The following is a 13,283-nucleotide window of genomic DNA, read 5'->3' on the forward strand; positions in this document are numbered from 1 at the left end:
TCAACGACGAGCTGAAGCAGCACTTCCGCCCCGAGTTCCTCAACCGCATCGACGACACGATCGTCTTCCACCAGCTGAACGAGGACGAGATCCTCCAGATCGTCAGCATCTTCACCACCCGGATCGAAGCGCAGCTGAAGAACAAGGACATGGGCCTGGAGCTGACCGACCGGGCGAAGAGGTTCCTGGCCACCAAGGGCTTCGACCCGGTGATGGGTGCCCGGCCGCTGCGCCGCACGGTTCAGCGGGACCTGGAGGACCCGCTCTCCGAGCAGATCCTCTTCAACGAGCTGCGCCCCGGCCAGACCGTGGTGGTGGACAGCGAGGGTACGCCGGAGCAGCTGGTCTTCCGCAACGCCGCCCGGGAGAACGACGCCGAGACGACCACCGACAGTGACAACGGCGCCGACGGGAAAGCCGCCGAGGGTCAAGCCCCCGAGGGGAAAGCCGCCGGCGGGAAGAACGAGGAAAGCGGGAAGAAAGGCGAGGGTGGAGGGGAGACGGCGGCCGACAAGACGGTGCCGGCCGCCGAATGAGTCACTGCCCGGCGAGCACCACCAGTTCGCCGGGCACCACGGCCAGCCCGGCACCCGAGACTTCGACACGCACGCGGTAGGCGACCGGCGGCCCGGGTGTACCCCACACCGCGCCGACGATGGTGGCGGTGTGGTCCTCCCACGGGCTGGTCAGCATGCGGACGCGGGTGCCGGGGGCATGGCCGTCGTGGGCGACCATCAGCAACGCGTCCAGGATCTGCCGGACGCCGTCGAACGGCTCGTCCAGCACGTCGGCCGGGTTGTGTTCGATGAGGTCGCGCGCTGCCCAGTCGAGGGAGGCACATTCCAGGTCGACGGCGCTCTCCTCGCCCATCTCGGCGGCCCAGGTCACGGCGCCGACCTCCGGCACGAGGCCGGGCGCCCGCGTCTCGACCGCACGGTAGATCAGGGCCAGCAGCTCCGCGCGGCCCTCACCGGCATAGAGCAGACCCACCCGGGAGCCGGGGCGGCCCCGGGTCGGCGGGAAGCGGTCCACCAGGTGGCGGGCCCGCCCGTCGGGGATGACCGCGGCCCGGCGGGTGTCGTCGCGCCGCTGCTCGAAGGGGCGCCGGTCCCGTTCGTCGAGCAGGCGCTGCCGGTGCGGGTCGTGCCCGGCCGGATAGATGGTGCGCCCGTAACTGGCGAGGGTCTCGCCGGGGCGCAGGCCGATGGCGTCCAGCTGGCGGGCCGCCACCGAGTAGGCGACGCCGGCGCGTGCGGCCTGGGCGCGGATGGCCCGTTTCCGAGCCCGGCCCCGCCGCGGGGTCCGCCGTCCGTTGGGGTCAGTCATGATGCCTCCGGGCAGCCCACGCCCCTGCGCCGAACGGCGGCGTGCGCACACGCCGGAACCTGATCGTCCGCTGCGCTGGGTCGGTGACCCTTGGCCCTGACCGAAGAGCCAGGCGTGGTGGCCCTCCATGGGCACGGGCAGGCGCACCGCCCACAGCGGATGATATCCCCGCCCGCGGACACACGCATGCCCCGGAAAAGCGCCCGGCGCTTTCCCCGGAAAGCGCCGGCCCGCCGGAGCGGTCGCTGACGGATCTGAGTGTCGCGTGGCCCACGTGAGGGCGCGAACCGGCCCTACCGCCGGGTAACGTCTCCTCGACGGAGAACGGGAGCGCTCATGGCAACGCGATATGTAGCGATCGGCGACAGCTTCACCGAGGGTCTCGGCGACACCCAGCCCGACGGCACCGAGCGTGGCTGGGCCGATCTGGTCGCCGCCGGCATCGCCGCCGGTGAGGGCAAGACCATCGAGTACGCCAATCTCGCCATTCGCGGCCGGCTGCTCGAACCGATCGTCACCGAACAGCTCGACGCGGCGCTCGCCCTGTCACCGCAGCCCACCCTGCTCTCGCTCAACGGCGGCGGCAACGACATGCTGCGCCCCGGCGGTGACCTGGCCCGCCTCGTGCACCTGACCGAGCGGGCGGTGCGGCGGTGCAACGAGGCGGGCGTACGCGTCCTGCTGCTCAGCGGCGCCGACCCGTCCGGTCACCTGCCCCTGGGCAGCCGCATGCGCCCCAAGGGCGCGGCCCTGACCGACGCGGTCCGCGGTTTCGCCGATAAATACGACGTGGTGTTCGTCGACATGTTCAACGACAAGGAGATCCAGCGCCGCGAGTACTGGTCGCCGGACCGGCTCCACCTCAACGCGGCGGGCCACCGCCGGGTCGCCAGCCGGGTGCTCGACGCGCTCGGCTACCCGACCGAGGCCCACGTGATCGACCCGGGCCCGGCCGCGAGCCGGAACCTGCTCGCCGAGGCGCGGTATTACCGGGAGCACGTGCTGCCGTGGATCCAGCGCCGGCTTGCCGGCCGGTCGTCGGGCGACAACCGGACCGGCAAATACCTGAGCTGGGTCCCGATCAGCTCATCGGCAGTACCCGAGCGATCCTGATCGAGCCGCTGCCGCTGCCGGCGGCCGGGTAGGCGGCGCTGCCGTCGGGGTACGCCTTGAACGCCTGGTAGGCGTGGTCCTTGGCCTTGACGGTGAACTTGCCACCGACCGCCTTACCGGTGCCCGAGTCGTAGACCTGTGCGGACATGGCCGAACCCGACTGCCAGGTGAGCAGCATCCGCCCGGTGCCGTACGACACCAGGTGCGGATGGGCCGACGACGCACCGGTCTTGATCGTGGTGTCGGACTTTCCGGTGGTGAAGTGCTCCAGGCGTACCGAGCCGCCCTGGCTCCACGCCGTCCAGAAGCCCTTGCTCTTGGCCGGCACCAGGTCCCCGCCGAAGAGCGTCCCGTCGCAGGTGCCCGCCGCCACAGTCCGGTACGGGTTGGGCCTCGCTATCCGGCAGTTGTTGTCGGTGGCGCACACCGCCACGAACCGTTTCGTCCTCGGGTCCCAGACGATCCGCGACGTCCAGGCGTGGCTGCATCCCACCTCGGCCGCGTCCTTGTGCCCGGGTACGAGTTTCCCGCTCGCGTTGACGATCTGGATCCGGTCGCCCTGGTGGATGTCCACGCAGCTGCCGTTCTTCACGGTGATGGCGGTACCGAAGTAGGCGGCCCAGTTCTTGCCGTCCGTCGCCAGCCGCCCGTGATGCTGGTACCACCAGACGAAACGCGCACCGTCGTCGTACCCGGTGCGCCCGCCGGTCAGGTTGGTGACCTGCCGCTGCCAGACCTCGTTGCCCGCGTTGTCGAACCGGATCATGTGCATGGTGTTGCACGGGCTGGACTCGCCGCCGCACAGCTTGCCGGTGCCGCAGTTGCCCTTGCGGGTGAGCAGCAGCACTCCGCCGTTCTTGTCCGCCTGCACGTCCTGCAGGTCGATCCCGGTGAAGCTGGTGGGCTTGCCGACCAGCTTGTCGGCACAGTCGAGTTTGCCCAGGTAGACCTTGCCGTCGGTGCCGCGCCACGCCAGCCACGAACCGCCGTCGGGGCGGGCCGCGATCGCCAACGGCAGCGGTTCGGTGTCACCCTCGGAGCCGTACCCGGTCACCTTCGCACCGAGCTTGACCTCGGTGACCTTGGCGACCGGCTTGGCGGACGCGGCCCGCCCGCAGGGCCCGCTCGCGGGCTTCAGCGCGGTGGAGGCGGAGGCGGACGCGGAGGCGGAGGCGGAAGGGGAGACTGCGGCGGGCCCACCTGGGAGGGCGGCCGCGGAGGAGCCGGGCACGACCGAGGACTCCGCGGCGACCTGGCTGGTGTCACCGGCGGCTTCCGGCTCGTCCTTCGAGCACGCTCCCACCGCTAGGGCGGCGACGGCGGCCATGGCCACCGCGAACATCTTCCGAGTTCGCATCTTTCCTTTTCCCGGTTTGTTTAAGTCTTTATTAGGAATGGCTTAAATGGTGCTGCGACAGGCCGTGAAATTGTGGCAACGCGAGACCTTACCGCCCCTTCGTCGCCGGTCAAAGCGGTGACCGCCTGCCGAAACGCGCCCCGGGGCCGCTGAAAAGCACAGACAGCAATTCACCGAAATACCGTCGCTGAACCACGGCTGAACCGGTATTGAACCGGACCGCCACAGGCTCTTCTCACAGCCGGGACACACGGCCCCGGCGCAACTAGGGAGCCGACATGGCAGACATCACCGTCTCCGACCAGGTCAAGATCGACGACCCCGCACTGCGGGCCCTCGCCAACCGGGTGGCCGCCACCGTCAACGCCGCCACCACCAAGGCCACCGCCAACCTGGTCGAGCCGGCCCGCTTTCCGCTGCCCAAACAGGCGACGGCCCTGGAGCGGGTGCTGCGGGGAAGCATCGGCGGCATGCCGGCCGCCGCCCGGCCGAAGTCGAAGACGAACGTGCTGGCGCTGGCCGGGAACCCGGCGGCGTGGAAGAAGGAGTTCGGCGACGTGGCAGTGGTGGACCTGACGTCGGCCACGGGGGTCGACGAGCAGGTGGCGAAGCTCAAGCCCGTCGACCTGTCGAGCCTGCGGGCCATCGGGGACGACGCGATGACCATGAGTGCCGCCGCGGCGGCGGCCGCCACCCCGCCGAACAAGGAACTGGCCCTGCGGATCCACAAGGTGACCTGCAAGGACGAGACGAGCGAGCTCGGCAAGGACGAGATCTACCTCGGTGGCACCTCGGTCGACGAGGACGCGGACACCAAGACCGTGCCGGCGTTCAAGGTGAAGAGCTTCTCCACCGGCGGCGTACAGGCCTACAACCCGCCCAAGCGGTTCACCTACTTCAACGTCCGCGAGGGCGGTACCAAGTTCCCCAAGTCGTACTCGGTGGTGCTCGTCCTCATCGAGCACGACATGGGTGACATCGCCGGCTTCCTGGACAAGGTGGCCGACGCGGTACGCGACCGGCTCCGCCAGGAGCTGATCAAGGCCGGGAGCAAAGGCCCGATCGAGATGCTCATCGCGCTCGGGCTGGCGTACGTGATGGACAAGGTCTTCGCCTGGCTCAAGACGCTCTGGGGCGACGAGATCTTCAGCCCCCGGACGCTGTCCCTGAAGCTGCCCACCGCGAGCCACCGGTTCCCCGGCGGCAAGCTGGACAGCCCCGATTACACGCTGAGCTACAAGGGGCACGGCGGAGCGTACGAGGTGGTCTACGACTGGCAGCTGACCGTCTGACCGAGTGTCACGGTCAGGGACTGGCTCCAGATCTGCGTCTGCGTCCTCGGTGGATCGGTCACCGCGGTCACCGACAACGCCGAAGCCAGCACCTGTCCGGTCCCGAAGGTTCCGCGCTCGATGCGGAGTTCGGCGCTCCACCGGTCCTCGGTGGAGACGCCGACTCCGCGTGCCACGGCGTCCTCCTGGACAACCAGCACGAAGATGTGCACCTCGACGGCGTCAGCGTCGGCCCTGGTGATGGGGCCGCCCGCGGTCACGGTCAGGCCGTCCGCGGAAAGACTGATCCGGTCGATCTGGGAGAGGGACATCGCGAGCCTCCATCGGTGAGCCGGGATCGGGCCTGCGCCGCCGGCACCGCGGCGCTCTTGCGTTCGTAGAGGGCGAGAGCCTGTCGGGCGGCCTCGTCGGCCGGCCCGGTCAGGCCCGCGGCGTACCGGACGTCGGCCAGGTCCAGCCAGGCGTCACCGCGGATCACCAGCAGATCGCTCGGCTCGGCCAGGCGTACGGCCTCGCAGGCCAGGCCGGCGGCCTCGTCGAGCCGGCCACGCCGGGCCAGCACCAGGGCCAGGACGCCGCGCCACATCACCTGGGTGGGCAGGTCTTCCGGGGCCGCGTACCGGCGGCTCACCGCGCACTCCTGTTCGGCCTCGTCGTCGTGGCCCCGCGCCTGCAGCGCCCGGGCCAGCATCGCGGCGGTGGTGGCGAGCAGGGCACCCTCGCCCATCGCCTGGAGCCGCTCGTAGCCGCCGCGCAGCAGCCGCTCGGCCACCTCGGGGCGGCCGGCCAGCAACGCGAGGAGGCACTCGTGGTGCGAGACGGCGGACTCCAGCCGGCCCAGCTCACCGAGGATACCGTTGGCCTGCTCGATCAGGGCCGAGCCGCGGGTGAAGTCGCCGCGCAGGGCGTACAGCAGGCCGAGCGGGTGCAGGGTGGCGGCCACCGCGACCGGATTGCGGGCGACAGTGGACCGGATCTCCTCGCAGCACCGCACCGCCTCGGGCACCGGCAGCGGGCCGAAGGCGGCGGCGGAGGCCCGCCAGCTGAGGATCTCGAACAGCTCCCGGTCGTCGCCGGCCCGGCGGGCGTGGCCGGCCGCCTCCCGCCAGCAGACGTCGGCGTCCGCGGCGCATCCGCGCATCCAGCGAACGGTGGCGCGCAGGGACCAGGCGCGGCTCTGCCCGTACGCGTCCCGGTCCCGCCGCAGCACTCCCAGCGCCTGCACGGCCACCTCGTCGGCCTCACACAGCCAGCGCCGGGGATCCGCCTGGAGCCGCACCCGCTGCAGTTCCACCCGGCACAGCGGTGACCCGTCCAGGTCCAGAACCTTCTCCGCGTCCGCCAGCCGTCCCGCCTCGAAGAGCGCGGTACCCAGCCGGGGCAGCAGTGCCCGGCGCGCCGGATCGTCCGCGCTCAGCAGGTCGACCGCCCGCTCCAGCAGGCGCGCGGCGGCCGGTACGTCACCTCGCAGCAGCGCCGTACGCGCCGCCGCGTCAAGCCGGGCCACCGCCCGCGCCGCGAGCACCCCGGCGCCCGCCAGCCCCAGCCCGGTACGCAGCCGCGCCGCCCGCTCCAGGTGGTACCCGATCGGCTCGTCGGCGGCACCCGGCTGCCCCGCCAGCCACCGCGCGACCCCCTCGTGCAGCCCGGCCCGCACCTCACCGGGCAGCGCCCGATAGGCCACGTCGCGGATCAGCACGTGCGCGAAGCGGAAGGCGTCGTCCCCGGCGAACTGCGGCCGATCCGCGTACAGGAACTGCTTGCGCACCAACGCCATCAGCACCGCCCCCGTGCCCGCCCGCGCGGACTCGGGCAGCGACTCGGCGAGCGCCGACCGGTGGAAACGCTGCCCCTCCACCGCACCGCGGGCCAGCACCTGCCGCTCGGCCGGCTCCAGACGGTCGATCCGGGCCGCGAGCAGCGTCTGGATGCTGGGCGGCAGCGCACCGCCGGCGTCCGGCCGGGCCGCGATCAGCTGCTCCAGGAAGAGCGGGTTCCCCTCGGCCGCCGCCACCACGCGGTTCACCTCGGCCGGCTCCAGCCGGCCCGCGGCCAGCACGCCCGCCAGCTGCCGGGTGTCGGCCTTGCCCAGGCCGTCCAGCGGGATCACCGATCGGCCGCGCTGCGGCACCGCCCACTGCGGACGGGTCTCCAGCAGCTCCGGGCGGGCCGAGCAGAGCAGCAGGACCGGCGCGTCACCGAGAAGCGCGGCCAGGTGATCCACCAGGTCGAGCAGGGTGGGCTCGGCCCAGTGCAGGTCCTCGATCACGACGGCGAGCGGCCGCTGCCGGGCGGCGTGCTCGAACAGGCGCCGGAATGCCCAGAACGTCTCCTCGGCACCGGCCGGTTCGCCGGCCGGGCCGATCGCGCCGAGCACCCGGCGGGAGATCAGCCCGGCGCGGTCCGCACCGCGCAGCACTCTCTCCAGGCCGCCGTCCAGCTGCGCCACGATCTCGGCGAGGGCGTGATAGGTGATCCCCTCGCCGTAGGGCAGGCACCGGCCGGTGACCACCTGACCGCGGAAGCCGCTGGTGAATCGATGCAGCAGGCGGGATTTGCCGATGCCGGGCAGACCCGTCACGGTCACCAGCCGGGCACCGGTGTCCCGGGCGCAGCGAAGATGGGCCAGCTCCTCCTCCCGCCCGACGAACGGGGTGTCCGGGACGGCCGGCGAGGGCGTGCACACCCGGTCGAGCCGCCAGACGGGCCTGCCCCGGACCTCGCCGCGGGGCGTCGCGCGCAGCGCCGGACCGGCGAGCCGGTGAACGCCGGGGCCGATCAAAATCAGACCTGGGTCGGCGTGCAGGCGTAGGCGTACGGCATGGTCGACGGCCTCGCCGGTGGCTAGCGGCTCCAGGCGTACGTCCGCTCCCACAAAGACCGGCCCGGCATCCACGCCGAGCCGGGCCGCCAGGTCTCCCCCGGTCTCGCAGGCCAGCGCGGCAAGCGCGGTCCGCAGCTCCTGTGCCGCGCGAAGCGCACGCACGGCGTCGTCCTCATGGAGCTCGACCAGCCCGAACACGCCCACCACGGTCTCGCCGCCGCCCGGCTGCACCGCGCCCGCGTGCCGCTCGATGATCTCCGCGCAGAGCCGCGCGTGCCGGGTCAGCACCCGGTGGGCGACCTCGGCGTCGAACTGCTCCGCCACCGCGATCTCACCGGTGAGCCCGGCCGCGACCACTGTCACCAGCCGATGGCCGATCGCCGGCGGCGCGGGCGGAACCACCACCGGCTCCGGGGCGGAGGCCGACGGCAGATCCAAATCGGTCGCCTGCGCCAGGATGCGGCTCTCCAGATCGCGCAGCCCGGCGCCCGGCTCCAGACCCAGCTCCTCGTCGAGCAGGCGGCGCGCGTCACGATAGGCGGCGAGCGCCTCGGCCTGCCGGCCACACCGATAGAGCGCGATCATCAGCTGGGCACACAGGCGCTCACGGAACGGGTGCGCGGCCGCGAGGCGCTGCAGCTCAGGCACCAGAGCGGCGTGCCGGCCGAGGGCCAGACCAGCGTCGAACAGCGTTTCCTGTACGGCGAGACGACGCTCGCCGAGCCGATACACCTCGTGGCGTGCCCGGCCGGGGAGGTCGAGACCTTCGAGCGGCTCGCCTCGCCACAGTCGCAGGGCTTGCCGGAGCAGCCCTGCCGCCCGGGCCGGGTCGCTGACCAGGCATTTCTCGGCGTCATCGGCTATCCGGTCGAAGTCGGCGGCGTCGAGTGTGGCGCCTTCGAGCGTGGCGGCGTTCACCGCGTACCCCCGGCCGTGGGTGCTGATGACGCCGCCGCCGAGAGTCTGCCGCAGGGTGTGCACGTAGCCCTGCACGAGTTTGGCCGCGCTCACCGGCGGCGCCTCACCCCAGAGTTCGTCGATCAGCCTGGTGGCCGGGACGGTCTCGCCGGGATGGAGCAGGAGGACAGCGAGCAGCGCCGCCGGTTTACCGGCGCCGATCTCCAAGAACTCACCGTCGTCGACGATCTCGAGACGGCCGAGGATGCGGAACTCCATCTGGCCCCCTGCCCCATCCTGACCGCGGCGCGGGGTCCGGCGATATCGAAAGCCCGACAGGATCGACTTGTGTCGATGCTGATGCCCGGCTTACCGTCTCCTTCTCCCCGCCGTCCCCAATCCCCCTGTCGCCTTTCTTCGGAGGCTTCGATGAAACGATTCATAGCGGCTTTGGTCGCACTCACCGTGATTGCCGCTCCCCAGGCCGCGGTGGCAGCCGCCCCCACCGTCACCCTCTCCTCGACCACGGTGCTCACCACCAACGGCCGGACCGCCCTCACCTACACCGGCTACATGAACGGGGAGAGCTTCCAGCAGGACGGCATCGTCACCCACGCGAACCGCCAGTACGCCGCCTTCTGGGACCAGAACGGCTACGTCAACATCTCCCGGCGGCAGCTGCCCTCGGGCGCCTGGCAGAACCTGCGGCTGACCGATTACGTCACCTCGTCGACCGACTCGCACAACACCATCAGCATCGGGATCTCCCCCTCGGACGGCACCATCCACCTGGCCTTCGACACGCACTCGTCGCAGTTCCGGTACCGCCGGTCGGTCGCCGGTCTCGCCACGTCCACGGCATGGTCGGCGAGCAGCTTCGGCGCCGTCACGACGAGCCTGACCGGGACGAGCATGGCGGTCGTGACCTACCCGCAGTTCTTCGCCCACCCCGACGGGACACTGCAACTGGCCATCCGCACCGGCTACAGCGGCACCGGCGACGAGGTGCTGTACGAGTACCGGTCCGGCACGTGGACCTACGTCGGCGAGTTCATCGACGGGACCACGGCCGGCAACAACGCGTACCTGTTCGGCATCGAGTACGACAACTACGACCCGGCCGCACCGCTGCTGCACGTCACCTGGACCGTGCGGGAGACCTCGGACGCCAGCACCAACCATGATCTTTACTACGCGTACAGCAAGGACAAGGGCCGGACCTGGCGCAACAACGCCGGCACGGTCATCGCCACCACCGGCTCCAGCCCGCTGCGCTCGGACGCCGCGAACCTCAAGGTGTGGGGCATCGGCCAGAACCGGGGCCTGATCAACCAGGAATCGCAGGTCGTCGACGCGGGCGGCGTCGTACACGTGCTCGCCTCACACCTGCCCGCCTCCGCCGCGAACAACAGCAACTTCACCAGCGCCCGGGATTCCGCCGTGCTGGTGCACTACTGGCGGGACAAGGCGAGCAAGGTGTGGCACCAGACCTTCACGCCGTTCCTGGAGCGCAGCGCCCGGGGCGACATCGCTGTCGACGCCCGGGACAACCTGTACGTGGCGAGCGGCGACTCGACCACCCGCAAGCTGCACATCCAGACCGCGTCGAAGGCGTCCGGCTGGACGGACTGGGTCATCCGGTACACGTCCGGGGCGGTCTACTACTCGGACCCACTGATCGACCACCAGCGGTTGAAGTCGCTGGGGACGCTGAGCATCTTCGCCCCGCGGTACGGCGGCAGCCAGATCGACGTCCAGGACTGGACAGTCAGCGGCTGACCTCCACCACGTTCCGACCCCTTCGGCGCCTGGCCATGACCACGCCCAGGGCCAGACCGGTGGCCAGGATGTAGATCGGCGGATCAAGCTCGACGATGTCGAGGAGAAGCACGGTGTCCACGGCCGGCACGCCGAATCCGCTCTCGATGAGCGCGCCGGGAAGCCACAGCGGTGCCCACACCGCCGACAGCTTCCCGGCGATCAGCACAGTCACCGCCACCGCCACATCGGCCAGCACCAGGGCGCCGAGAGCACCGGCCCACCAGGCCGCCCGCCGCCGGCCGCTGACGTTCAGCCGGTGGACCAGGTGCAGCAGCACGGCCAGGCCGCCGAAGAACACCGCGTAGGCCGGGCCGTGCCTGTCGATCTTCGGGGCGCTGTTGCTGAGCAGGTACATCAGGTTGCACGCCAGGAACGACGGCACGGTGGCGGCCAGGGCCAGCGTGGTGATCCGCGATTCCGGCACGGTCCACCAGCTCCCCAGCCGAGCGAGCAGCACCGCCGCGCCGACCGTGGCGGCGGTCCACAACGTGAAGAGCAGGGACTCCGGCGCCAGACCCATCGGCAGCACCGAGACGAAGAGCGCGGTGACACCGAGCGCGGCAGCGAACAGCGGCGCCAGCAGACTCAGCCGCACCCACGAGATCACCATGCCGGGTTGACCGTCCCGGCCGCCGCACCCGGAACCGCGGTCTGAGCGCGCAGCTCGGCGAGTACGTGCCTCGCCTGAACCGCGCCGTCGGGAGTCAGCCGATAGAACCGGCGCGCCGGCCTCCCCTGCTCCGACGGGTCGATCTGCTCCCAGCGCGCGTCCACCCAGCCGGCCTCCTGCAGCCGGTGCAGAATCGGGTAGAGGCTGCCGCTGGCCAGACCCGTCGTCTGCATGATCTCCAACCCGTAGCGGTCGGCGTCAGGCTCAGCCAACAGCGCGGCCAGTACCCGCGCCGTCGGAACAGTGATCCGCATCCAGTTACTGTATCTGAACTCTATATAGGGGTGAAAGCCCAGGCGCGGGCCTGGGCTGCAAGCAATCGAATCAGATCCGGAACCGGCCGATCACCCGCTGCAACTCGGTGCTGATCCCCGCCAGCTCCACAGCGGTCCCGCTGGCCTCAACCAGGTTCGCCGTGGTGCTCTGCGTGGCGGTGGCAACCCCGCTGATCGTACCCGCGATATCGGTGCTGCCCTGAGCAGCGTCGCTGACGCTGCGGCTCATCTCGCCGGTGGTCGCGGTCTGCTCCTCCACCGCCGAAGCGATCGTCAGCTGGTAGTCGTTGATCCGCGCGATGATCTGCGAGATCTCGCCGATCGCCGCCACCGCGTTCGTGGTGTCCGACTGGATCGCCTCGACGCGCCGGGAGATGTCGTCGGTGGCCCGTGCCGTCTCCTGTGCCAGGTCCTTGACCTCGCTGGCCACCACCGCGAAGCCCTTGCCCATCTCACCGGCCCGAGCCGCCTCGATGGTGGCGTTCAGGGCGAGCAGGTTCGTCTGCTCCGCGATCGCGGTGATCGTCTTGACCACGTTGCCGATCTCCGCGCTGGAAGCGCCGAGCTTCGACACGGTGGCGTTCGTGGTCTCCGCGACGGTCACGGCTTCCGAGGCGACCCGGGCCGCCTCGTTCGCGCTCTCGGCGATCTCGCGGATGGAGACGCCCATCTCCTCGCTGCCGGCGGCGACGGTCTGCACGTTGGAGGAGACCGTCCCGGCCGCGAAAGCCACCGCGTCGGCCTGGGTGGCGGCCTCCCGCGCGGACTCGCCGATGCGGTCGGTGGCACCGGTCAGCCGTTGGGTGCTCTGGCTGAGGATCTGCGAGCTGGCGGTCAGCGCGCTGACCATCTCGCGCAGGCCGTCGCGGGCGGTGTTCACGGCCACGGCCATGCCACCGAGCTCGTCGCGGACCTGCACCTCGGCCGGGACCGTGAGGTCACCACTGGCCACCGCGGCGAGCGAGTCGGAGACGCTGTTGAGCTGACGGACGATGACACGGCAGACGAAGGTCGCCAGGGCCAGGCCGAGGACCAGGGCAAGGGCCACCACGACGATCATTCGGGTACGGGAGCTCTCGTACGTCTCCTGCGCAGCGGCCGCCATCTCGGCGGACTCCGCGTCCTCGACCTGTTGCAGCTCGACGATCGCGGCCTTCAGGTTCGCCTGGGTCTTGAGCCAGGCCGGGGTGATCTGGTCGGCGGGCGGCATCTCGAACCCGGCGGCCGGCTTCTGCTGGAAGAGGGCGACGGCGCGCAGGTTGCGGAAGTAGGTGAATTCCTCCTCCACCTTCTGCGCGGCGGCCAGGCGATCGGTGGAGTCAGCGGCCAGCTCGCGGTACGCACTCAGCGCGGTCATCAATTCCGCGTCCGAGACCTCCAGCGCCTTGATCGAGGCGGCTTTGCTGGCGGCGTCCGGCACGATGGCCCAGCCGAACATGTTCTGGGCGTCGTCGCCGGCGGCACCGCGCAGGGTGCTGAGCTGCACCAGCGCGTCGACGTGCCGTTCCTTCATCCGGGTGACGCCGTCGTTGAGCTCGCTCATCCGGTTGATCGACATGACGCCGATGGCGAGGGCGGCCACCGCGATGGCGAGCACCGAGACGTAGATCTTGGCGCCGACCCCGAAGTCGGCGAGCCAACCGGTGATCGGATTACGTTTCGCGGTCACCTGGACGTTGCTCGCTCTCATGACATCTCTTTCGGCACG

At 70.9% G+C, this 13,283-nt stretch carries 10 protein-coding genes and 1 pseudogene; 4 read left to right on the plus strand and 7 right to left on the minus strand.

The window, feature by feature from the left end:
* Window positions 1-335: pseudogene (locus ACFQV6_RS37805) on the plus strand (NDP-hexose 4-ketoreductase); the annotation flags it as partial.
* 202 nt (window positions 336-537) lie between these two features.
* On the opposite strand, the gene ACFQV6_RS37810 reads toward ACFQV6_RS37805, so the two are convergent.
* Entirely contained in the window at window positions 538-1,326 is a 789-nt protein-coding gene (locus ACFQV6_RS37810; RefSeq protein WP_378032507.1) for a hypothetical protein, read from the minus strand.
* A gap of 336 nt (window positions 1,327-1,662) precedes the next feature.
* On the opposite strand from ACFQV6_RS37810, the gene ACFQV6_RS37815 reads away from it, so the two are divergent.
* The gene (locus tag ACFQV6_RS37815; protein WP_378032508.1) at window positions 1,663-2,439 is read left to right on the plus strand and encodes an SGNH/GDSL hydrolase family protein; all 777 of its coding nucleotides are present in this window, start codon (window positions 1,663-1,665) and stop codon (window positions 2,437-2,439) included.
* Here ACFQV6_RS37815 and ACFQV6_RS37820 read toward each other — a convergent pair.
* On the minus strand, window positions 2,408-3,796 hold the full coding sequence (locus ACFQV6_RS37820) for a hypothetical protein (protein ID WP_378032509.1): 1,389 nt from the start codon (window positions 3,794-3,796) through the stop codon (window positions 2,408-2,410). The genes ACFQV6_RS37815 and ACFQV6_RS37820 overlap by 32 nt on opposite strands.
* A gap of 278 nt (window positions 3,797-4,074) precedes the next feature.
* Here ACFQV6_RS37820 and ACFQV6_RS37825 point away from each other — a divergent pair, with 278 nt between their 5' ends.
* Complete coding sequence (locus tag ACFQV6_RS37825) at window positions 4,075-5,088, plus strand: hypothetical protein (protein ID WP_378032510.1); 1,014 nt, start codon at window positions 4,075-4,077, stop codon at window positions 5,086-5,088.
* Here ACFQV6_RS37825 and ACFQV6_RS37830 read toward each other — a convergent pair.
* Both ACFQV6_RS37830 and ACFQV6_RS37835 read right to left on the minus strand, forming a co-directional pair.
* Window positions 5,064-5,399, minus strand: coding sequence for a hypothetical protein (locus tag ACFQV6_RS37830; RefSeq protein WP_378032511.1), 336 nt, complete (start codon window positions 5,397-5,399; stop codon window positions 5,064-5,066). The genes ACFQV6_RS37825 and ACFQV6_RS37830 overlap by 25 nt on opposite strands.
* Window positions 5,351-9,088: a BTAD domain-containing putative transcriptional regulator gene (locus tag ACFQV6_RS37835; RefSeq protein ID WP_378032512.1), complete on the minus strand. Its 3,738-nt coding sequence runs from the start codon at window positions 9,086-9,088 to the stop codon at window positions 5,351-5,353. The genes ACFQV6_RS37830 and ACFQV6_RS37835 overlap by 49 nt, the downstream gene beginning before the upstream one ends.
* 150 nt (window positions 9,089-9,238) lie before the next feature.
* Here ACFQV6_RS37835 and ACFQV6_RS37840 point away from each other — a divergent pair, with 150 nt between their 5' ends.
* Window positions 9,239-10,588 carry a BNR repeat-containing protein gene (locus tag ACFQV6_RS37840; protein WP_378032513.1) on the plus strand — a complete coding sequence of 450 codons (1,350 nt, stop codon included), beginning with the start codon at window positions 9,239-9,241 and terminating at the stop codon, window positions 10,586-10,588.
* Here ACFQV6_RS37840 and ACFQV6_RS37845 read toward each other — a convergent pair.
* From ACFQV6_RS37845 to ACFQV6_RS37855, 3 genes are all read right to left on the minus strand, one after another.
* Window positions 10,578-11,240 carry a hypothetical protein gene (locus tag ACFQV6_RS37845; RefSeq protein WP_378032514.1) on the minus strand — a complete coding sequence of 221 codons (663 nt, stop codon included), beginning with the start codon at window positions 11,238-11,240 and terminating at the stop codon, window positions 10,578-10,580. The genes ACFQV6_RS37840 and ACFQV6_RS37845 overlap by 11 nt on opposite strands.
* A complete protein-coding gene (locus ACFQV6_RS37850; RefSeq protein WP_378032515.1) occupies window positions 11,234-11,554 on the minus strand; it encodes a PadR family transcriptional regulator in 321 nt (106 codons plus the stop codon). Before ACFQV6_RS37850 ends, ACFQV6_RS37845 begins: the two co-directional genes overlap by 7 nt.
* 70 nt (window positions 11,555-11,624) lie before the next feature.
* Window positions 11,625-13,265: a methyl-accepting chemotaxis protein gene (locus ACFQV6_RS37855; protein WP_378032516.1), complete on the minus strand. Its 1,641-nt coding sequence runs from the start codon at window positions 13,263-13,265 to the stop codon at window positions 11,625-11,627.
* Window positions 13,266-13,283: the final 18 nt, after the last annotated feature.

It is taken from the genome of Actinoplanes sp. GCM10030250, assembly GCF_042666575.1.
In the GTDB taxonomy this organism is placed as follows: domain Bacteria; phylum Actinomycetota; class Actinomycetes; order Mycobacteriales; family Micromonosporaceae; genus Actinoplanes.

Coding starts and splice junctions, on each gene's coding strand:
- ACFQV6_RS37810 (WP_378032507.1), bottom strand. CDS start 1,326: ATGACTGACCCCAACGGACGGCGGACCCCGCGGCGGGGCCGGGCTCGG.
- ACFQV6_RS37815 (WP_378032508.1), top strand. CDS start 1,663: ATGGCAACGCGATATGTAGCGATCGGCGACAGCTTCACCGAGGGTCTC.
- ACFQV6_RS37820 (WP_378032509.1), bottom strand. CDS start 3,796: ATGCGAACTCGGAAGATGTTCGCGGTGGCCATGGCCGCCGTCGCCGCC.
- ACFQV6_RS37825 (WP_378032510.1), top strand. CDS start 4,075: ATGGCAGACATCACCGTCTCCGACCAGGTCAAGATCGACGACCCCGCA.
- ACFQV6_RS37830 (WP_378032511.1), bottom strand. CDS start 5,399: ATGTCCCTCTCCCAGATCGACCGGATCAGTCTTTCCGCGGACGGCCTG.
- ACFQV6_RS37835 (WP_378032512.1), bottom strand. CDS start 9,088: ATGGAGTTCCGCATCCTCGGCCGTCTCGAGATCGTCGACGACGGTGAG.
- ACFQV6_RS37840 (WP_378032513.1), top strand. CDS start 9,239: ATGAAACGATTCATAGCGGCTTTGGTCGCACTCACCGTGATTGCCGCT.
- ACFQV6_RS37845 (WP_378032514.1), bottom strand. CDS start 11,240: ATGGTGATCTCGTGGGTGCGGCTGAGTCTGCTGGCGCCGCTGTTCGCT.
- ACFQV6_RS37850 (WP_378032515.1), bottom strand. CDS start 11,554: ATGCGGATCACTGTTCCGACGGCGCGGGTACTGGCCGCGCTGTTGGCT.
- ACFQV6_RS37855 (WP_378032516.1), bottom strand. CDS start 13,265: ATGAGAGCGAGCAACGTCCAGGTGACCGCGAAACGTAATCCGATCACC.